The 19,320-nt window shown below is 54.9% G+C and carries 17 protein-coding genes; 11 read left to right on the top strand and 6 right to left on the bottom strand.

Features of this window, described 5'->3' with window-relative positions; genetic code table 11:
* Positions 1–5 precede the first annotated feature (5 nt).
* From AC6T8Q_RS11680 to AC6T8Q_RS11670, 3 genes are read left to right on the top strand one after another with little or no spacing between them, the layout of a single operon-like run.
* Positions 6–671, top strand: coding sequence for an anthranilate synthase component II (locus tag AC6T8Q_RS11680; protein WP_500679251.1), 666 nt, complete (start codon positions 6–8; stop codon positions 669–671).
* A gap of 11 nt (positions 672–682) precedes the next feature.
* On the top strand, positions 683–1,285 hold the full coding sequence (locus AC6T8Q_RS11675) for a DUF447 domain-containing protein (protein ID WP_500679250.1): 603 nt from the start codon (positions 683–685) through the stop codon (positions 1,283–1,285).
* A gap of 2 nt (positions 1,286–1,287) precedes the next feature.
* A complete protein-coding gene (locus tag AC6T8Q_RS11670) occupies positions 1,288–2,253 on the top strand; it encodes a hypothetical protein (RefSeq protein ID WP_500679249.1) in 966 nt (321 codons plus the stop codon).
* Here AC6T8Q_RS11670 and dapA read toward each other — a convergent pair.
* Together dapA and AC6T8Q_RS11660 are read right to left on the bottom strand one after the other, a co-directional pair.
* Positions 2,250–3,137, bottom strand: coding sequence for a 4-hydroxy-tetrahydrodipicolinate synthase (dapA, locus tag AC6T8Q_RS11665; protein ID WP_500679248.1), 888 nt, complete (start codon positions 3,135–3,137; stop codon positions 2,250–2,252). The genes AC6T8Q_RS11670 and dapA overlap by 4 nt on opposite strands.
* A 113-nt stretch (positions 3,138–3,250) precedes the next feature.
* A complete protein-coding gene (locus AC6T8Q_RS11660; RefSeq protein ID WP_500679247.1) occupies positions 3,251–3,967 on the bottom strand; it encodes a pyridoxine 5'-phosphate synthase in 717 nt (238 codons plus the stop codon).
* Positions 3,968–4,296: 329 nt separating this feature from the next.
* Between AC6T8Q_RS11660 and AC6T8Q_RS11655 the strand changes: the two genes are divergently transcribed.
* Entirely contained in the window at positions 4,297–4,632 is a 336-nt protein-coding gene (locus tag AC6T8Q_RS11655) for a hypothetical protein (protein WP_500679246.1), read from the top strand.
* Positions 4,633–4,750: 118 nt separating this feature from the next.
* On the opposite strand, the gene mgtE is transcribed toward AC6T8Q_RS11655, so the two are convergent.
* Positions 4,751–6,109, bottom strand: coding sequence for a magnesium transporter (gene mgtE, locus AC6T8Q_RS11650; protein ID WP_500679245.1), 1,359 nt, complete (start codon positions 6,107–6,109; stop codon positions 4,751–4,753).
* Positions 6,110–6,448: 339 nt separating this feature from the next.
* On the opposite strand from mgtE, the gene rnc reads away from it, so the two are divergent.
* From rnc to AC6T8Q_RS11635, 3 genes are read left to right on the top strand one after another with little or no spacing between them, the layout of a single operon-like run.
* Positions 6,449–7,192 (top strand): ribonuclease III, encoded by a 744-nt coding sequence (rnc, locus tag AC6T8Q_RS11645; RefSeq protein WP_500679244.1) that lies wholly within the window; start codon positions 6,449–6,451, stop codon positions 7,190–7,192.
* A gap of 59 nt (positions 7,193–7,251) precedes the next feature.
* Positions 7,252–7,854 carry a paraquat-inducible protein A gene (locus AC6T8Q_RS11640; RefSeq protein WP_500679243.1) on the top strand — a complete coding sequence of 201 codons (603 nt, stop codon included), beginning with the start codon at positions 7,252–7,254 and terminating at the stop codon, positions 7,852–7,854.
* The gene (locus AC6T8Q_RS11635) at positions 7,847–9,307 is read left to right on the top strand and encodes an MlaD family protein (protein ID WP_500679242.1); all 1,461 of its coding nucleotides are present in this window, start codon (positions 7,847–7,849) and stop codon (positions 9,305–9,307) included. The genes AC6T8Q_RS11640 and AC6T8Q_RS11635 overlap by 8 nt, the downstream gene beginning before the upstream one ends.
* Before the next feature lies 1 nt (position 9,308).
* Here AC6T8Q_RS11635 and AC6T8Q_RS11630 read toward each other — a convergent pair whose 3' ends face one another.
* Together AC6T8Q_RS11630 and AC6T8Q_RS11625 are read right to left on the bottom strand one after the other, a co-directional pair.
* Positions 9,309–11,096 (bottom strand): ATP-binding cassette domain-containing protein, encoded by a 1,788-nt coding sequence (locus tag AC6T8Q_RS11630; protein WP_500679241.1) that lies wholly within the window; start codon positions 11,094–11,096, stop codon positions 9,309–9,311.
* Positions 11,097–11,180: 84 nt separating this feature from the next.
* On the bottom strand, positions 11,181–12,236 hold the full coding sequence (locus tag AC6T8Q_RS11625) for a LacI family DNA-binding transcriptional regulator (RefSeq protein WP_500679240.1): 1,056 nt from the start codon (positions 12,234–12,236) through the stop codon (positions 11,181–11,183).
* Positions 12,237–12,696: 460 nt separating this feature from the next.
* Here AC6T8Q_RS11625 and AC6T8Q_RS11620 point away from each other — a divergent pair, with 460 nt between their 5' ends.
* The 4 genes from AC6T8Q_RS11620 (at position 12,697) to AC6T8Q_RS11605 (ending at position 17,634) form a co-directional block, all read left to right on the top strand.
* The gene (locus AC6T8Q_RS11620) at positions 12,697–13,368 is read left to right on the top strand and encodes a PEP-CTERM sorting domain-containing protein (RefSeq protein WP_500679239.1); all 672 of its coding nucleotides are present in this window, start codon (positions 12,697–12,699) and stop codon (positions 13,366–13,368) included.
* A 115-nt stretch (positions 13,369–13,483) separates the two neighbouring features.
* Positions 13,484–15,457, top strand: a complete 1,974-nt coding sequence (locus AC6T8Q_RS11615; protein ID WP_500679238.1) for a DUF1559 domain-containing protein — start codon at positions 13,484–13,486, stop codon at positions 15,455–15,457.
* 18 nt (positions 15,458–15,475) lie between these two features.
* Positions 15,476–15,958: a hypothetical protein gene (locus AC6T8Q_RS11610; RefSeq protein ID WP_500679237.1), complete on the top strand. Its 483-nt coding sequence runs from the start codon at positions 15,476–15,478 to the stop codon at positions 15,956–15,958.
* A 50-nt stretch (positions 15,959–16,008) separates the two neighbouring features.
* On the top strand, positions 16,009–17,634 hold the full coding sequence (locus AC6T8Q_RS11605; RefSeq protein WP_500679236.1) for a family 16 glycosylhydrolase: 1,626 nt from the start codon (positions 16,009–16,011) through the stop codon (positions 17,632–17,634).
* Between the two features lie 216 nt (positions 17,635–17,850).
* On the opposite strand, the gene AC6T8Q_RS11600 is transcribed toward AC6T8Q_RS11605, so the two are convergent.
* On the bottom strand, positions 17,851–19,236 hold the full coding sequence (locus AC6T8Q_RS11600) for an MFS transporter (RefSeq protein ID WP_500679235.1): 1,386 nt from the start codon (positions 19,234–19,236) through the stop codon (positions 17,851–17,853).
* Between the last annotated feature and the right edge of the window lie 84 nt (positions 19,237–19,320).

The raw sequence follows: 19,320 nt of genomic DNA, 5'->3' as shown, positions 1-19,320 counted from the left end.
ACTCGATGATTTTGCTGATCGATAACTACGATAGTTTTGTACATAACCTGGCGCGTCACTTCCAACGACTCGGCCAGGAAACGCTCGTCGTGCGTAATGATACGACAACTCCTGCCGATGTTCGCCATCTCAAACCGCAAGCGATTGTGCTTTCACCAGGACCATGTACGCCGACTGAAGCAGGTTGTAGTTTGGATTTAGTTCGCGAGTTATCTGCCGAGATTCCCATGCTCGGTGTTTGCTTGGGCCACCAAACAATCGCTGCCGCTTTTGGTTCTAGAATTGTTCGTGCCATTGAACCAATGCATGGCCGCACGTCGGATGTCTGGCACGAACAAACAACCCTGTTTCGCGAATTTCCTTCGCCTTTTACCGTGTGTCGTTACCACTCGTTGATCGTGGAAAAAGCCAGTTTACCTGCTGAATTTACAGTATCGGCCCGTACAGCGAATGGCACGATTATGGCAATCGAGCACCGGCGATTTCCCCTCGTTGGCGTGCAATTTCATCCCGAGGCGACGCTCACGCAGTTCGGTTATCAGTTGCTCGCCAACTTTTTGCGGATGGCAGGGATTGATGTCAACGTGAATCCCCAAGAAATTGCCGCCAAGGAATTGCGCTTGTCACAAAATCGCGAACCCCGCTTGCCGGCTCGGCCAGTCACCTTCTAATGGGGAATACCATGTCAGCAGATTCCATTCCCCAACTTGGTGCAACCGGTCGAATTCTCGAAGGCATCGTCACCACACAGAATTCGGCGGGTGCAATTAACATCGCTCCCATGGGGCCTGTGGTCGACGACGATTTTGAAACATTCGTTCTGCGTCCGTTTCAAACTTCAACAACCTTTGAAAATCTGGTTCAAACTCGCGAGGGCGTACTGCAAATCACCGATGATGTGGAGCTCTTCGCGGCAGCGGCGATTGGCCGCGCGGAAGCACCCACATTTTTACCGGATCATCCGCTGGTGCTCGCGAATGCTTGTCGCTGGTTTGAATTCAAGGTGATTTCGATTGACGATTCGCAGCAGCGGTCATGCATCATTGCCCGAACTCAAGCTCGCGGTACGCTGCGGGACTTCTTTGGCTTCAATCGTGCCAAACACGCCGTGATCGAAGCCGCGATCTTAGCCACGAGACTGCATATCTTGGCATCGGAGGAAGTTTTGGCGGAACTTGAATGCCTGCAACCTCTGATCAACAAAACCGGCGCTGCCGCCGAACACCGTGCTTTTGATCAGCTGCGGCAGCATATCGAGCAAACACTTGCGGCGGAGACAGCCTAAACATGAAACGCCGCGTTGAAGTCAGTACCCATAGTCGTCTCCATTTCGGGCTCACGAGTCTCGGGCATGATGCCGATCGCCCACAATTCGGTGGCATCGGGGCCATGGTTGCTGCGCCGGGCGTGGAGTTGGAGATCACCGCGGCCGATCAATTCCAAGCCACAGGGCTTTTGAGTGATCGCGTCATCACATTTGCTGATTCCATCGCTGATCACTTGCAGCTATCGACTCTGCCGCAGATCTGCATCAACGTCCGCGCGGCATCTCGTGAACACACAGGTCTCGGCGTGGGAACACAACTTGGACTAGCCGTGGCGGCGGGAATTGCCGAAGCCATGGGCTTCCCCTGGCGCGATCCCGTCAGGCTCGCGCAACTAACACGTCGCGGGCGACGTTCAGCCATCGGCACGTACGGTTTCCTACTCGGCGGATTCATTGTCGACGCAGGGCATTTTGCCAACGAACCACTGGGAAGTCTCGCCTATCGAGGCGAATTCCCTGCCGAGTGGCGGTTCGTTCTCATTACTTCCAGCAATCTCCCGGGACGCGCCGGGCTGGAAGAAACTCGCACGATTGCCAACTTGCCAGCGGTACCAACAGCGGTGACTGCTGAACTCGAACATCTTACCCAGTCCGAGTTGATCCCTACACTCGAAGCCCGTGAATTCAGCAAGTTCTGCGAAGCACTCTATCAATACGGATGCCTGGCCGGAAAATGCTTTGCACCCGCGCAAGGCGGGATTTTTTCTTCACCCGAGACGGCTCGGCTGATCGCTTGGCTTCGTGCAGAGGGAATCACCGGCGTTGGCCAATCCTCGTGGGGCCCCACGGTGTTTGCGCTGCTGCCTGACCAAACCTTTGCGGAGCAACTTCGTGCGGCACTTCTCGCCACACCAGAGTTCCGTGGTTACGAAACCCTCATCGCCCCCCCCGCCAATACCGGGGCCCGTATCCAAGTTACTGATTAAAGTAATCCGTATTTGGTCAGCGTCTTACGCAACGAGGCTTCTTCGTCCTTGGTGAGCGGCGTCATCGGCAAACGCAATTCGCCTGTGTCGCGGCCCAGCATTTTCATCGCGGCCTTAATCGGAATTGGATTTGTCGCCAGCCCCAACATGTCGCGGCAGAGCGGGAACATCTTGTAATGCAATTCTTGGGCTTCCGCGATCTTGTTCGCATTGAAGGCCGTCAGCATCGCAATCACGTCCTTGGGAACGATGTTCGCCGCGACGGAAATCACACCACCGCCACCCACAGCCATGATCGGCAGCGTCAAACTGTCGTCGCCGCTCAGTACCGTGAGGTTGGTATTCGCCAACACAGCCGACGCTTGATCGAGCGAACCCGTGGCCTCTTTCACCAGAGCAATGTTCTGCAATTCGGCCAGTCGGATGATCGTTTCTGGCTCGATGTTTTTGCCGGTTCGTCCCGGAATGTTGTAAATGCACTGGGGCAGGTTCGTTTCTTCGGCCAGTCGCTTGAAGTGCTCGTAAAAGCCTTGTTGAGTCGGCTTGTTGTAATACGGAGCCACCTGCAGCGCGCCATCGGCACCAGCTTTTTCGGCCGACTTTGTGAGCCGCAACGCTTCAGCCGTGCTGTTGGAGCCGGTGCCTGGCATGACTTTGATGCGGCCGTCGACGGTTTCGCAGACGAAGGCGATCACACGCTCGTGTTCATCATGGGAAAGCGTCGGCGATTCGCCGGTCGTTCCCACGGGGCAAAGACATGCCACGCCGGCGGAGATTTGGAACTCGACTTGCTCCTTCAAGCGGTCGTAGTCGACTTCGTCATTTTTGAAGGGCGTGACAATCGCGACCGAAACGCCGGCAAATTCCTGACCTTTTCTTTCCATTACTTGATTCCTCCCTGGATTGTATTACTCATGATCTCACGCCCCGTGGAATCCCGCATGATAGCGACTCAGGCCGTCGGCCTGCAATCGCCCCATCCCTCAGAGGGCAATCGTCAGAGGGTGATCAGCCGTTTCATATCGCGGACCGCCTGTTCGAGGCCCACCATAATCGCTCGAGACACAATGCTGTGGCCGATGTTCAACTCGCACATATTGGGAATCTCGGCAATCGGCCGCACGTTGCGGTACGTGAGTCCATGCCCAGCGTGCAAGATGAGCCCCGCATCGTGAATCTGCTTGCCGGCCACGATCAAACCGGCCAGTTGTTTGTTCGCCGCGAATTCCGCCGCGGCATGGGCGTATGCACCCGTGTGCAGCTCGACCGCGGTTGCGCCGGTGGCAATTCCTGATTCAATCTGCGCCGGATCCGGATCGAGAAACAAACTGACCACGATCCCCGCCTCCTGCAACCGCTTCACGGCGTCGGTCACACGTTCTCTTTGCCCGACAACGTCCAACCCTCCTTCGGTGGTCACTTCCTCGCGGCGTTCCGGCACGAGCGTCGCTTGATGCGGGCGAGCTTTACAAGCAATGTTCAGTACGTCGTCGCTGCAAGCCAGTTCCAGATTCAGCTTCACGGCCACGGTCTGACCCAGCAGAGTCAAATCGCGTTCTTGGATGTGGCGACGGTCTTCGCGTAAATGCAGCGTGATGCCATCGGCACCGCCGAGTTCCGCCAGCGTGGCCGCCCAAACCGGGTCCGGTTCATTAGTCATCCGGGCCTGACGCACGGTGGCCACGTGATCGATGTTGACTCCCAAAGTGGGCATATTCGCGGTCTCTAAAACTTCGATATGTTAGGGCCGTTTGTAACGGTTGTAACCGCCACGCTTCAGCGGACACACCCAGCCAACGGCGGTTCACGGTATCCCGAGATACGCTCAAAAACCGGAGTGCGGTTCCTACTCACATCATAACGATTCAACGCTCGTTTTGTAAGCTAAGCTTTGACAAACGGGCACGCTACAGAAACGGAAATCATGCTCGTTCAATACTTTTCACCAGCGGAATCTTGTCTGACGGAAGTCGAACTTCAAACCACTGAAATCGCCTGCCGCTCACCGCCCAACACCTTGCGTAAGCATCCAGGAATACGTCCATGAATTGCGAAAAACTCGCGGGCTTGATTCAGGAAATTCAACCCGAAGCCTCCGCTCAAGACGTGGCACGGTTGTGTCTTTTGATCACGAACAATGCCGACCGTTTGGACGAACTGCATGAAGAAAAAAATCTTCGTGCCGCCTGGAGCGAAATGGGCCTCAAGCTTCAATTCGCGACCGACCAACACGCCGCGATGACCTGCGAATTGGAAGAACTGGCCAGCTCCGATCCGGAGAAATTCAGCAAAGACCAAATCTGGGTTCTCATCCGTGCGATCAAAGTGCAGAGCCAAGTCCTGCAAATGTATGTGGGCCAGCCGCTGCTGGATGTCTAAAGATTTCTGATTTATTAACCCTTATTAGCGTTGATCAGCGTCCATCAGTGGTTAAGAACTTTGCTGCCCCGGGCGGACGCTCGGCAGAACCTCCCGATCACCCGGGGCTAAATTGAGTCTACATGTTCGACTTGAGCAGCCAGCCTGCGACGTTCATGTAGAGCACGATGCCCACGATGTCGCTGATGCCCGCGATAAACGGGGTGCTCATCAACGCGGGGTCAAAGCCCAGCCAATGAAATAACAGCGGCAACAGCGATCCCAATAGCGTACCGCAGGCCACCACGAGCACAATTGTTAGCGGCAACACGAGCGCATCGATAAACGAGGGAGCCATAAAACAGCCCACCATGTAGCCGATGATCGAGAGGCAGCCCCCTAATAAGAAGCCGATCACCAGTTCACGCACAACAACTCGCCGCCAATCGGAGGGCGAGATTTCTTTGGTCGTCAAAGCGCGAATCATCAACGTCGCGGATTGGCTTCCGGAGTTGCCCCCGGTGGAAATCACGAGCGGCACAAACCAAGCGATCCACGCAAATTCTTGCACACTGTCGTTATACGACCGCATGGCAAAGGTGGTGAACAACGCCCCGGCGAACAACAAGACCAGCCACCCTGCCCTGTGCCGAGTGAGCTGCATCCAGGGGGTGGCCAAATAAGTTTCGGTCAACGGCCCCACGGCACCCGCGAGATGCGCGTCGCGGGTTGCTTCTTCTTGCAACACGTCGATCACGTCGTCGTGCGTAATAATACCGACGAGGCGTTGCTCGCTGTCGACCACCGGGATCGCCAGAAAGTTATAGTCCGCCACCTTCTCGGCCACGGTTTCCTGATCGTCGGTCGCCACCACCGTGACCAGATCGCGGGTCATCAACTCGGAAAGCAGCAGGTTCGGCTTACCGATGTGCGTGACCAGTTGCCGTGCCGACACAAGTCCCCGCAGATGCATTTCAGCATCGACAATGTAGATGTAATAGATCGTCTCGAAGTCGTGCGACTCGCGACCGATCTCTTCGAGGGCATCGCGAACCGTGAGTGTCTCGGGCAGGAACGCCACTTCGGTGGTCATCAACGCCCCGGCAGTCCCTTCCGGATAGGCTCGCAGGCGGAGGATGTCGCGGCGTTCCTTGGTCGGCACCAGGGCCAACACTTCTTCCACGATCACCGGGTCGGCCTTTTTCATCAGGTCCACCCGGTCGTCGGGGGGCATGTCGGCGATGAGTTGGCTGACTCCCTTGGGATCGCTGGTTTCAAGAATCGCGACCTGCATCTCTTCTGGCAGATAGCTAAAGATCTGAGCCCGTGTATTGCGGTCGGCAGCTTGCAAGACCGCCCAGGCTTCGTCCGACGCGAGTCCTTCCATGAACTCCACCGTACGAGCCGGATGCAGCGCGGTGCAGAACTCCTGCAGCTCGCCCATGTCTTGGGCGGCCAGCATTTCGCGTAGTTCCGGCAGGTAAAGCGTGTTAATCATGGACACCGAGCATCAAAACGAGTGAGGGAATCTTGCAGTGTATCTGTTCAATCATTCCCTGGGCAGGCTTCATTTTCGATGACAACCCTTGAAAGACTACCCCCGAAATTTGGTCACCCCCACACGAAGGACCTGCGTTAAACCATGAACTTTGGGCGCTAATGACCCCTGAGCGACGCAACAAGAACAATTGGAACCCCTTGGACAGCCATGTCTCGCGTTGACACTTTTTCGGGTCGTGGGTAGCCTAGAAAGAGTGCGAAAACGCTTGTGCCGTAGGGTTTTAAGTCAAGTGAGATCAACTTCGCACCCATGATCACCCGCTCGCTGAGAGTTTCTTTGTCTGAATCAAATTCCTCAACACTGACCGATCTGGAAGCCTGCCAGGAGCAGATCGGCTATCGTTTCCGCAACGTCGAGTTTCTTAACGCGGCCCTCAAGCATGCCTCGGGGGTTTCGCATCGCTTGGCATCGAACGAGCGGATGGAGTTTCTCGGCGATGCTATCCTGGGTTTCGTTGTTTGCGAACAATTGTATTTGCAGTACCCCGAATATCTCGAAGGGGACCTCACAAAGATCAAATCGGTCGTGGTGAGCCGAGACACTTGCGCAACGATTTCGGAGAACTTGGGGCTGCACGAATTCTTAATGCTCGGCAAAGGCATGGCCGCCGATCCCGAGATTCCGCGTTCGGTGATTGCCGCGGCGCTCGAGTCGTTGATCGCTGCTATTTATATGGACGGCGGCATCGAGCCGGCCAAGGCATTTATTCTCAAGCACATTGAAGCGGAAATCGAACAGACCGTCTCTGGAGAGTTCCGCGGCAACTACAAATCACAGCTGCAACACTTTGCGCAACGCGAACATGGCGTGACGCCGATTTACAACTTGCTCGACGAAAAAGGGCCTGACCACAGCAAGTGCTTCAAGGTGGCGGCTCAAGTCGCGTCGGTCCTGTTTGCACCTGCGTGGGGTCGCAGCAAAAAGGAATCCGAACAGCGCGCCGCACACAATGCGATCAGCCAACTCGGCGGTAAGCCGGTCCCCTACCCCACCGACGATTTATTTGAAAATGGTGATTGAGAGTGGGGTGATTAAGAGTGGTGCTTGATGGACCGCCGCCGCATTCTCGGGAGCATGCCGTGGCCAATTCCATTTCCGACCTGAAAGCCTGTCACTGCTGCGGGTTGATTCAACACATTCCGCTGCTCGCTGCGAAGCAAGTCGCTGCCTGCTCGCGCTGCGGGGCCACGGTCAGCCGCTTTGGCGATTATTCCGCCAGTCGCACTGCCGCGTTGGCCATGGCTGCTTTTGTGCTGTATTGGCCGGCAATTTTGCTGCCGATTCTTGAAATCGAACGCCTCGGCCGGCATCATCAATCCAGTCTGCTGATGGGAACCATTGAACTGATCCGCGAGGGGAGTTGGTTCGTTGGTTTTGTCGTGTTACTCTTTTCGATTATCTTTCCCTTAGTCAAAATCGTGCTGCTGTTGGAATTGAGTCTTTTCGGGATCCTCCACCGCAATCATAAAGCACTCACTTATCGCATCATGGAACAAGCAGGCCGATGGAGCATGATGGATGTGATGCTGCTGGCGTTTTTGGTGATGCTGGTAAAATTGGGCACACTAGTGGAATTTCATATCGGTCCAGCGGTCTGGGCGTTTGTGCTGTGCGTGGCGATGAGCATGCTCGCCTCGTTGTCGTTTAACCCTTATGCGATTTGGGAAGGTGACAATGAGTGACGAGACTTCCCCACTATCGGAATTTCCCACGGCTGAGGTTCGCAGTGTTGCGCATCCGGCGCGTGTCGCGGGACAGCTCACGTCACGGGTCTGGAATGTGACGGCCCTTTGCTTTTTGGTTGCGATCGCCTTGATTTGGGCAGCACTTGATACGTCGGGAACTCAAATTCAGATCGCATTCACCGAAGGCCATGGTTTGGTGCCTGGTGACAAAGTTCGTTACCGCGGCATCGACGTCGGCGAAGTGAAATCTCTGGTGCTTGATGACGACCTCAAACATGTGACCGTCACGGCGGAACTCACGGCCGAGTCGGCTCCGTTAGCCCGTGAAGGAACTCGCTTCTGGATTGAGAAACCAGATATTCGCCTCGGACAGATTCGGGGGCTCGATACGTTGCTCAGCGGCCGTTACGTCGGCGTGCTGCCCGGATCGCCTAATGGTGCCCGTGCGACTGTATTTGAAGGGCTCTCGGATCCCCCTCCGTCGGTCGAAGATATTTCTGATGGATTAGAAATTGTGTTGGAATCGATTCAGCGTTTTGGACTGCAACGTGGCTCGCCGGTGAGCTATCGCGGCGTTGATATCGGGCACGTTATCAGCGTCGGTCTCACCAACGATTCGTCCAATGTGGTGGCGAGAACTTACATTCGCCCCGAGTATCGTTCGCTGATCCGCGACAACACGCGATTCTGGAGCAATAGCGGCATCGATCTACGCTTTGGTTTTCAAGGGTTGGAATTTGATGCCGAGACTTTGGCCACCATCGCTGCCGGGGGTGTGGCCATGGCAACGCCGGATGCCGCCGGCGAGCGAGTGAGCACCGGGCATCGGTTTGAACTGACGAAATCTCCCCGCGATGAATGGCTGGAGTGGCAACCACGGCTCGCGATCGGCAGCGCATCGCTGCCCGATGATTTTATTTTCCCCCAGCCGACGATTGCGATCTCGCAAGGCAAAGGTGCGCTGGCCGTGTTTGGCCACAACCGTCGGCGCGGCTGGTTGTTGGCAGTGGAAAATCGGGCCATTCTTGGTCCGGCGGATTTATTGAGTTTCGACAAAGAGGACGAGCGGACGCTTGAAATCTGGGGCGAGACGATTCCCATCGTCGCCGAGGGAATCATCATCAGCGGCGGTTTAGCCAAGCGCGTGTTGTCGGCCGAGGAATTCAAAGCGGAATCAACTTGGCCACGGGCGAAGATTCAGCCCAATGCCGACTTGAGCAAGTATCAGGAACTGATCGTCACTTGCGGAAGCGACAATCTCACTACGCCGATTGCTACTGATCGTTTGACGTTTGCCGAAGATCGTTGGCAAATTGATTCCCGTTTGCCGTTCGACGAAACCTGGCACGGGGCGTGTGTCATGAGTTCCAACGGCAACTTGCTGGGAATCATGCTGCAAACAGAAAACGGCATGGTGATTGAGAACATCAAGCCGGATTTGATCCGCTGAATCACGCCGGTTTTTCCAACTCTTCCCACCGCACATAAGCCGTGGAGAGTTCCGCTTCGAGGGCTTGCAGTTCCGCCTGCTTGGTGGCAATGACGGTCCCGGCTTGCTTGAAGAAATCCGGTGCTGCCATCGCGGTGTGCAATTCGCCCACTTTTTGTTCCAACTTTTCGATCTTCGCCGGCAATCCAGTCAGCTCGCGTTGCTCGTTGTAGGATAGCTTTCTTTTAGCCGCTTGCGGCTTAGCGGCAACAGCAGTCACAGCGGCTTTTTCCTCGGCTTGCTCGGCAATGACAGCTCGTTGCCGCAACCAGTCGTCATACCCGCCGACGTATTCCCGTGGTCCCGCTTGCTCGAAGGCAATCGTGCTCGTGACGACGTTATTCAGGAACTCGCGGTCGTGGCTCACCATCAACATCGTCCCCGGAAATTCGATCAATTGCTCTTCCAACAGTTCCAGCGTCTCGGAATCCAAATCGTTGGTCGGTTCGTCGAGCACGATCAAGTTGGCGGGTTTGGAAAACAGTTTGGCGAGCAACACCCGATTTCGTTCACCACCGGAGAGGAACTTCACTTGCGTTCGTGCACGTTCCGGCGTGAACAGGAAGTCCTGCAAATAACCGAGCACATGCCGTGCCCTGCCGTTAATCAGCAGTTCGTCGCCCCCTTCGCCCACGTTATCTTGTACGGTTTTTTCTTCGTTGAGTTGATCGCGGAGCTGATCGAAATAAGCGATCTGCAAATTCGTTCCCAATCGCACGCTGCCGCTTTGGGGTTCCAGTTTGCCGAGCAGCAAACGCAAGAGCGTCGATTTGCCCGCGCCATTGGGGCCAATGATGCCGATCTTGTCGCCGCGCATGACCTCGGTGGAGAAGTCACTGACGATGTCGTGGCCATCGTAGCCAAAGGAAACCTCCTCGGCACGAATCACCAGTGCTCCGCTACGCTGCTCAGTCTGAATGTTGACCTTCGCCTTGCCGACATTGCTGCGCCGTTCGGAGCGCTTCACGCGAAGTTCCTTAAGCGCCCGCACACGGCCTTCGTTCCGCGTGCGACGAGCTTTGATCCCCTGGCGAATCCAGGCTTCTTCCTGCGCGAGCTTTTTGTCGAACAGGGCGTTTTGTTTTTCTTCGGCGGCTAGCGCAGCTTCTTTGCGTTTCAAGAACGTGTCGTAATCGCACGACCAATCAAAGAGCTTGCCGCGATCGATCTCCAGAATCCGCGTGGCGAGCTTACGCAAGAACGCCCGGTCGTGAGTCACGAACAAATATGTCCCCGACCAACGCACCAGAAAATCTTCCAGCCAGATGATCGCTTCGATATCGAGGTGGTTCGTGGGCTCGTCGAGCAGCAACAAATCGGGATTGGCCACCAATTGCCGCGCCAGCAGCACACGACGTTTCATACCGGCGGAAAGCGTTTCGACTTGCCGCTCTGCGTCGAGCGACATTTCCGTGAGCAACCGTTCGAGCCGCTGTTCGCCTTCCCAGTCGTGGTGGTACTCGTCTTCGACTTGGTCCAAACCGCCGCGGACCACTTCCTCGACTGTGCCTGTGAGGCCCAGCGGCACTTCTTGGGGCAATAGCGACACGCGGGTCTCGGGGGCGCACAAAACTTGGCCATGATCGGGCAAGATTTGCCCCGAAAGAATCCGCATCAGCGTCGTTTTGCCCGAGCCGTTACGACCCAGCAAACCGATCCGCTGGCCGCGTTCGATCTGACAATCCACGTCTTCCAGCAACGCCGGTCCGCGGAATCCGACGCTCAAATCACTCAGTTGTATTAATGCCATCGCTTAAAATCATGACCGCGGGAAAACTTCCCCACCATGATACCAGTTGGCACGCACATTGAGAACGCCGCGCGAAGCGTGCGGCTAGCGGGCTTTTTCCAGCGTCGGCAAGCGCAATCCGTTTGTGAGGACGCGAAAACGCTCGGCCGGCGGCGGGGCGGTTGTCGAATTGATCTCCAACCACGCCGATTGCACATAGTTGGCTGTTACAGGGAGCGATTCGCCTTTGATCAGTTGCATGATGCATTCAAACGCCACGCTGCCCAGCAGCAGCGAATCCTGACAAATGGCCGTCATGCGGGGATACAACTGGCTGCGGGTATCGGTATCGTCGAATCCCACGATGGAAAGCTCATTCGGCACTTTGATACCCAAGGCGTGGGCTTCGTTGATCAAACCGATCGCGATGAACGGATCGGCCGCGAACACGCCGGTCGGTGGATTGGGCATCGCCATGAGTTTGCGCAACAACTGCGCGCCATCCATCCGGTGAGGAGGAATGCGGCTGATATAGTCCTCTTTGTATAAGCCGGTCGATTTCATGATATCGCAGTACGCCGCAAAGCGGTCGCCGTGGTCACCGTCTTCGCAATCGCTCGCGGCGAACGCAATGTTGCGATGTCCCAGCGAAATGAGATGCTCCATCGCCTCGCGGCTGGCGTTGCGCGAACTTGCGTACACAAACGGTAGCCGGGGATGCTCGAAGTGATCGCCCAACACAACAATTGGGAACTGTTCCTGCGCCATCTTCATCAGAATCGCGCGATCGGCCGCGGTCGAACGCACGATCGCGCCGCAGATACCTTTACGTCCAAAAAACTGCCGATAACTTTCGTCGGGTTGCTTATCGCGTGCCAGATCGATCACAGTCAAATCGTGATTGCTCTTCCGCATGACGTTGATCATGCCTTCGATACAGGCCGAGTCATACGGCGAACCGGGACTGAATTGCCCGACATAGAGTAACGCCACGGAATCGCATGCGCGCCGTCCCACCGAGGGGAGATAATCGCAGCGATCAATAGCTGCGAGAACCTGATTTTTCAACTCTAGGGCAACAGAACCGTTACCATTAATGACGCGAGAAACAGTGGCGATGGAAACGCCGGCTTCTTTAGCGACTTCGCGAATCGAAGGCATGGCCGAACCGTATGAGGAGAATTGTGACAAGAAACAGTTACATCACTTAGTGTAATCACGAAGTTACTCAGAGGAAAGACAATTTTGAAACATTTTCTCAAACAGAATCTCAATAAACCCGGTTGTTTCAGGCGTTTTCCTTGGCCCGATAAATATCGCCGGCAAAATAATTCTCGTCACACAAAATTCGGAAAATTTGTTGACACCGTTGTTACCGTCACTTATGATACTAACTGTTTCGCGTGTGTTACTTCTTAGAAACAGCTTTCCTGGGGCCAGCAGGGCTTTTCTCACACGCGACTACTAGTCACGACTTTTCAGTGTTCTTGTTTGTTGGAGGCTTTGGCGACGAATTATTTTCGCGCCAGAAATTCGTCAGTTGTCTTGCCGTGGCACTGCTTGCGAATTGCGTTCTTACTATTCCGATCCGACGCGGCACAATCTTTTGGGAGAGCGACTAATGAAACGTATTCTGGTTATGTTGATTGTGGCATGTGTGGCCTGGGGCGCTGCACAACGTTCAAATGCAGCCACCGTGAGTGTCGATCCAGGGGCCGCATGGCTCGGATTTATGAATGTGTCTGATTTGCCGTCCAATGGCGGTGCTTATCAGTTTGGCAGCGGCTGGGGAACTGCGGACCTCGTAGCTTCATTCTCTGGTCCGGTTTTGACCTTGGCTCCGAATACCATTGGTGATCCCAATCCGTACTGGTACACACCCGCGGGTGGTCCTGGTGCTGCCGGCAACAAAATCATGGCGGCCAGTATGTATGTCCAAGATGACTCGCTTGTTGGGCAGAGCGTAACGTTTGTTGGCAATGTCCTGAGCAACACCTTTACCAGTGCTCACTCGACTACCGCGTTCATCAAGGATTTTGCTCCGGACTACTCCTCGTTCAATGTGTCGGCAGTCCCATTAACTTCGACGGGTGCTTTCAGCGTCACCTTGAACACGATCCCGGTGCCGGGTCGCCATGTCCAATTTGGTTTTGAGACCACAGGCGTGAATGTTTGGGTGACGGACGTGGCTCCTTACGGAAACATTCAAATCACCGCGGTGCCCGAACCGGCCAGCCTGGCTTTGGGTGGGCTCGCAATGATGGGTTTACTTGTCGGTCGTCGTCGTCGATAGACTTTATCTTTGTGTTGAATACGATTTACCAGAGTCGCCGCGACCGGGGCAGGCGCGGCGGCTTTTGCCTAATCTTATAAGCTAATCGGAATAACTTGTCGGGAGGAAATCAGCTATGAAATATGCTTTTTGTCTGCTCGCGCTCTGCGGAGCCGTAGCACTGTCATCCACACAGGCGAATGCCCAAGTCACCTATAACGTCGACGCCAGTGCCGCTTGGCAGGGCTTTATGAACGTATTTGAAACACCAGAGAATTTGGGCGGGTTTGTCTTTGCCAGTCCATGGGGTGTGGAAGGCTTGCCAGCTACATTCTCTGGCACGACCCTGACCTTGGCCCCCAATTCGGTCGACGATCCTAATCCGTTCTGGTACACGCCATCAGGCGGTCCAGGTTCGGTGGGCAACAAAGTTACCGATGCCAATTTCTATGTTGAAATTCCCGTTGATACGGTGTCGGGCCAGACCGTGACTTTTGAAGGCGACGTCTTAGCCAATACATTGACCAGCGAACATGTGGCGACAGCCTTTATTCGTGACTTTGCTCCCGACTATTCGACGTTTACCACATCCACCGCTGTACTTACGCCTGGCCCGTTCAGCATCAGCTTGGCGACCGATCCCGGTATTGGCCGCCATGTGCAATACGGATTCAATTTCAATGGTCGCAACGTCTGGATCACTGATGTCGCTCCCTATGGAACAGTTCAAATTGAAGCAATTGCAGATGTTGGTATTGCCGGCGATCTCAACGGTGATGGTGCCGTGACGGGCCAAGATTTTCTGTTTTGGCAACGTGGGGCCACAACCCCCGCCTTCGACGCTGCCCTGCTCTCAGATTGGCAAGGTGCCTACAACGGTGGTGCCCTCGCTGCTGTGACGGCCGTGCCCGAGCCAGCTTCGTTATCGCTTATTTCGACTATTGCCTGTGGCTTGTTGTTCAGGAGATCACGGCGTCAGCGCGTAAGCAGAAAACTGGATATGGAGTCTTATATGTTCTACCGTCGTTCTTTGATTCGGCGTGGCTTCACGCTGGTCGAATTGTTGGTGGTGATTGCGATAATCGGCGTGCTGGTGGCACTCTTGCTACCAGCCATTCAGGCCGCACGCGAGTCGGCCCGCCGGTCGCAATGTATTAACAATTTGCGTCAGCTGGGTATCGCTTGCAATCTGTTCGAAAGCTCCAAAAAAGCTTATCCGTCGGCTGGCGGTGCGGTCGAACAGTTTACTACTCAAACTGGCCAATTTACCGAAAAGGTAAAACCACTGTTCGGTTATGAGAATGCCGGTTGGATGTATCAGGTGCTGCCATACATCGAGCAGCAGAATCTTTATGATCGACGTAAGGGTGATGGCACCGAGGCAAATTCAGGTTTCTTAAAAACCGGTATCGTGGAAGTTAAGGTTCCGACATACCAATGCCCTTCACGAAGTGATCGCATTTGCATTGCTAGCGGCATCTACGCTTTCGCATTAGGAGATTATGCGGGCGTAATGGCCAGCCATTTTACTCCTAACTGGCCTGGTTTTGCGTGGCAAAGAACAGTACCACCGGCCTCGAATGCGGCCGGAACGGAAGAAGAACTCACCTGGACGGGAATTATCGCCAAAGGAGGACACGTTAATATCAACGGTGGTCCACAAATCTGGAAGTTCGCTCCCGTGAAATCGAAATCGATTGTCGATGGCACTTCGAATACAATTCTCCTGGCTGAAAAGGCTGCTCAAGCAAAATATTGGACGGCTCCTAATCCGGCAGCCGGTGTTGCGGGTGGCAATCCCTACTGGGAACTTTATGGGTATTATGTTGGTGCTGACTGGCCGCATATGCGCCAGTTTGCCAAGCGCCCAGATGGCAACACAAGTACAAGACCCGAGTACTTGATTCGTGGAGACGGCGATATTCGGCAAGGAGATTCAGATACCTTAGTGGCCGACGAGCAGGGTTTTGGTTCTGCTCACCCGGGCATTATCTGTGCGGTCTTCGGTGACGGCTCAACACGTACCATTTCGCAAGATGCCGACGGGCTGATGCTCGACAGTATGGGGAAACGTGCCGACCAAGTGGTCGTATCGCAAGAAAGTCTGTAACGCTGATAGGATCACTTTATGGGACTCGATGTGCTGTTCAAACCGATTGTTTTTAGCGCGTTTACAGTTTGTTTAGTTGTGGGAGCTACGACGGGGTGCAACACCAGCGTCAGTCCTGACGACGCTGTTGCTGCCGCTAATTCGACCAATATACAACGAGTGACAAACTTGTACTTAGCCTATCAGGCGAATAATAACTGGATTGGTCCCGCTGATGAAGCCGCATTAAAGGACTTTATTCGAGGGCTTCCAGAATCACAACTAACTCGAATCGGTGTGAACCCTGGACAGCTCGATGAATTATTCATAAGCGACCGAGACAGCCAGCCGTTCAAGATTCGCTACAAAGTTTTAGGAAATGTCAGGGGAAGTGAAGAGCCAGTCGTTTTTGAGGCGGAAGGCTCTGGCGGTCAGCGGATGGTTGGGTTTCTCAATATGTCCCAACGCGAAGTCGACTCAGCGGAAGCCGACGCTATGTTCGCAGCCAAACCGTCCAAGTAACGATAGTCAGTGAGGAATAATTCTCACTACCTAAAGAGGCAAGAGGAACAATGGCAGCTTCATACAATCACGCGACCATAATTCGTGGGCGCGTTCCGGCATTCCTGTTGGCGAGCGTGGCCGCTCTGTTTGGTTTTCAATCCGTGGCGATGAGTGCCGAGGGTTGGAGCCAAGTCTGGGCCGACGAATTTGACGGCAACGCGGTTGATTTGACCAAATGGCAGAATGAGATCTGGACGTCTCCTCATAATAATGAGCAGCAGGCCTATGTGCCTCAACAGGCCACGGTTGGCAATGGCATGTTGACCATCACGGCAACCAACCAGCCCTACGGTGGGAAGCAATATCGCTCGGCCCGATTGGAAAGCCATTACACCAATCAATATGGCCGTTGGGAAATTCGGGCGAAATTGCCGTCAACGAAAGGAACCTGGCCAGCCATCTGGTTGTTACCTAATGTCGACCAGTATCCTTGGCCCAGCCAGGGGGAAATCGACATCCTGGAAAATCGTGGGCAGCAGCCCAATCTCACCAGCAGCGCCTTTCACTATGGGCCCAACTGGGAAGCTCATCAGTACAAGTACGACGAAAATACGCAATCGCGTTTCGGCCAGCCGGTGAATTATCACGACGGCTTTCACACCTACAGCGTGGAATGGGACGCCACGAAGATTAAGTTCTTTGTCGACGACATCAATTGGTATACGCTCTACGACTCGGATGTGAATGGAACAATCAGCAATAACGCGCCGATGGAAACCGTGCTTAACGTGGCCGTCGGTGGCGACTTCCTGGGTGGCAACGATCAGCAACCCGACGGATCAAGCGTTTGGCCGCAAACAATGCAGGTCGATTATGTCCGCGTGTTCGAGCGGGATAACGACGTGCCACTGAAACTGGTGAATGGCAACTTCGAAGACAACGATGGTTCGCTCGCTGGGTGGAGCATCACCAATAACGAACCTTTCACCAACAATGTTTCAATTCACAATGAAGCCGCCAAAGACGATGCATCGTTAAAAATGTTCGGCCGATTCACCGGCAGTGCGAATCCCTCGGGCATCTATCAAGGGATCTCTGTCGAACCGGGCGACGAAGTGCGGGCCGATGTGAGCCGCTTCATTCGGTCGCAGGATTCCATCGTAGGCACGAACAACTCCGTGATCATGCGCATCGAGTTCTACAACAACTTTGGCGCCAAGACCGGGTCATCGGCCATGCTGCAACGGAACGATTTGACCATTGCCAACGGCAGTTCGCCGAACAATGTCTGGAATGATTTCGATCTGACGGCAGTTGCTCCCGCCAACGCGGTCGAGGCACGGTTGTCGCTGTTGTTCAACCAGCCCAACAACCAGGGTGGGGCCGTGCATCTGGATGATGTGAAATTCATGAATCTCAACCTCGCTGCCGGTGCGGACTTTAATCTCGACGGCGAAGTCAACGGCGCAGACCTCGCGATGTGGCAACAAGGCTATGGCATGACCACCGGCGCGACGCGAGACCACGGCGATGCTGACGTGGATGGCCGGGATTATATAGCTTGGCAGCAACAGGTCACAACTGCCGAGCCATTGAGCAGCGTGGAAGCCATATCCGTGCCCGAACCAACCGCCGCCTGGGCCGCGGCCATGATGCTTGTTCATTCGCTGCTTTCGCGGGCGATGGTTCGGTAGACGCGGTTCTTCTAATTCGGGTGGCAGCGAAACTCGACTGGCGCGAAGATTGTGTACGTTTTGAACGTCATCAGTCGAGTGTAGGTGTCACTTGTGACAAGAAGTTTCTGGGCGCTAAGTCGAACAATTCTTATGCTCCGCACCCCGACACGTGTTCGGCATAGGTTTTCTCGAAGGCGACGCTTCTCGCGAACAACGTGTCGCGGCTACCCGTTACTACTCTTCAACTGCTGCCAATTGTGCTCGGCGTTCACGTAGTTCGGCGGTCATTTCTTGTTCCATCGCGCGGGTGATCACGTAGGCGAGGATCGTCACGCCCGAGAGGAAAAAGATGGTCGCTGGCAGAATGGTCATCATCACACGAATGCCTTCGACCGCTCCGGGAGTCTGCTGCACGTTGGGCTCATAGCCAATCATATTGAGAATCGACGCAGTCAGCGCTTGGCCGATTCCTTGGCCGATCTTGAAAAAGAAGAGTGTGGCGGCGAACGTGAGCGCCGTGATGCGGCGACCCGACCGCCATTCGCTGAAATCGGCAACGTCGGCGATCATGCCCCACACGATAGGCACGGTGGCTCCGAAGGCGACTTGAAACAGAAAGTGCATCGCAAGAATGCCCCAGGCAGCATCCGCGGGCACAAAGTACAACAACGCTACCAGCAAAGCCGACACCACTAGCCCTCCGCAAAATGTGTTGCGCTTGCCAAACTTGTGGGCGAGCGCTTGCGAGAAAAAGATGCCGACCAACGCCCCGATCATGCCCGCCGCGTTGAACGCGCCAAAGAGGCTGAATTTGCCAAACAGATATTCTCGTTCAACAACGTATTGGAAATAGTACAGCGTCGCACTGCCGCGAAGACCGTTGCAGATATATATCAAAAATGCCGCTAGCGCTAACACGCGCCAAGCCGTGTTGGCAAATAGCGCTTTTAAATCCTGGCTAAGCGATGTTTGTTTGACAGATTTTGCGGTAATTCTTTCCTTGGTCGAAAAGAAAGCTCCTAGCGAGCACACAATGCACAGGCCCGCCCAAATCGCCATTGTGCCTCGGTAACCAAGCAGGGCATTGCCTTGGCCGAATTCTTTCACCATGTCGAGCGTGAACGTCAGGACAAACAAGGCCGCCAGCATTGCAAAAGCCATCCGCCACGAGGCTACGCTCACGCGCTCGTCGGGATCGTCGCTGATTACTCCCCCCAACGCGGAATAGGGTATATTGTTCGCGCCGTAGCAGATGATCATTAAATTCAGCGTCACCACCGCGTAGATGATTTTTCCCGTCGCGTTGAGCTCCGGCGCGGCAAAGATCAGATACCCCGTCACGCCGAGCGGAATCGCACTCCAGAAAATCCAGGGGCGAAACTTCCCCCACCGGGTTTGCGTGCGGTCGGAAAGCGTGCCCATGACCAAATCGTTGCAGGCATCGGTGATGTGCGAAGTGGCCATGATCACGGCTACAACCGAAGCCGTCAGGCCATAGTGATCAGTATAGAACACCATCAGAAAGGCCAGCCGCATTTGGAGCACGAAATTCGCGGCGGCATCGCCCAGGCCGTAACCGAGCTTTTCACCGAGCGAGAGCTTGTTCGGAGCAGAGGCCATTGTCGAGGTCTGCCGAACAACAGGTGACACGCGAGTCGCCCAGCGGCAAGTTTCCCGTGGGGGGACGAGGTAATTCTAGGTCTC

The organism is Bythopirellula sp. (assembly GCF_041737835.1).
Taxonomy (GTDB): domain Bacteria; phylum Planctomycetota; class Planctomycetia; order Pirellulales; family Lacipirellulaceae; genus Bythopirellula.
The sequence above is the reverse complement of the archived record's forward strand: the minus strand, read 5'-3'. Positions and strand labels throughout refer to the sequence as shown.

Bases quoted from the DNA above. Each gene is read 5' to 3' on its own strand.
- AC6T8Q_RS11680 (WP_500679251.1), top strand. From the start codon at position 6: ATGATTTTGCTGATCGATAACTACGATAGTTTTGTACATAACCTGGCG.
- AC6T8Q_RS11675 (WP_500679250.1), top strand. From the start codon at position 683: ATGTCAGCAGATTCCATTCCCCAACTTGGTGCAACCGGTCGAATTCTC.
- AC6T8Q_RS11670 (WP_500679249.1), top strand. From the start codon at position 1,288: ATGAAACGCCGCGTTGAAGTCAGTACCCATAGTCGTCTCCATTTCGGG.
- dapA (WP_500679248.1), bottom strand. From the start codon at position 3,137: ATGGAAAGAAAAGGTCAGGAATTTGCCGGCGTTTCGGTCGCGATTGTC.
- AC6T8Q_RS11660 (WP_500679247.1), bottom strand. From the start codon at position 3,967: ATGCCCACTTTGGGAGTCAACATCGATCACGTGGCCACCGTGCGTCAG.
- AC6T8Q_RS11655 (WP_500679246.1), top strand. From the start codon at position 4,297: ATGAATTGCGAAAAACTCGCGGGCTTGATTCAGGAAATTCAACCCGAA.
- mgtE (WP_500679245.1), bottom strand. From the start codon at position 6,109: ATGATTAACACGCTTTACCTGCCGGAACTACGCGAAATGCTGGCCGCC.
- AC6T8Q_RS11635 (WP_500679242.1), top strand. From the start codon at position 7,847: ATGAGTGACGAGACTTCCCCACTATCGGAATTTCCCACGGCTGAGGTT.
- AC6T8Q_RS11630 (WP_500679241.1), bottom strand. From the start codon at position 11,096: ATGGCATTAATACAACTGAGTGATTTGAGCGTCGGATTCCGCGGACCG.
- AC6T8Q_RS11625 (WP_500679240.1), bottom strand. From the start codon at position 12,236: ATGCCTTCGATTCGCGAAGTCGCTAAAGAAGCCGGCGTTTCCATCGCC.
- AC6T8Q_RS11620 (WP_500679239.1), top strand. From the start codon at position 12,697: ATGAAACGTATTCTGGTTATGTTGATTGTGGCATGTGTGGCCTGGGGC.
- AC6T8Q_RS11615 (WP_500679238.1), top strand. From the start codon at position 13,484: ATGAAATATGCTTTTTGTCTGCTCGCGCTCTGCGGAGCCGTAGCACTG.
- AC6T8Q_RS11610 (WP_500679237.1), top strand. From the start codon at position 15,476: ATGGGACTCGATGTGCTGTTCAAACCGATTGTTTTTAGCGCGTTTACA.
- AC6T8Q_RS11605 (WP_500679236.1), top strand. From the start codon at position 16,009: ATGGCAGCTTCATACAATCACGCGACCATAATTCGTGGGCGCGTTCCG.
- AC6T8Q_RS11600 (WP_500679235.1), bottom strand. From the start codon at position 19,236: ATGGCCTCTGCTCCGAACAAGCTCTCGCTCGGTGAAAAGCTCGGTTAC.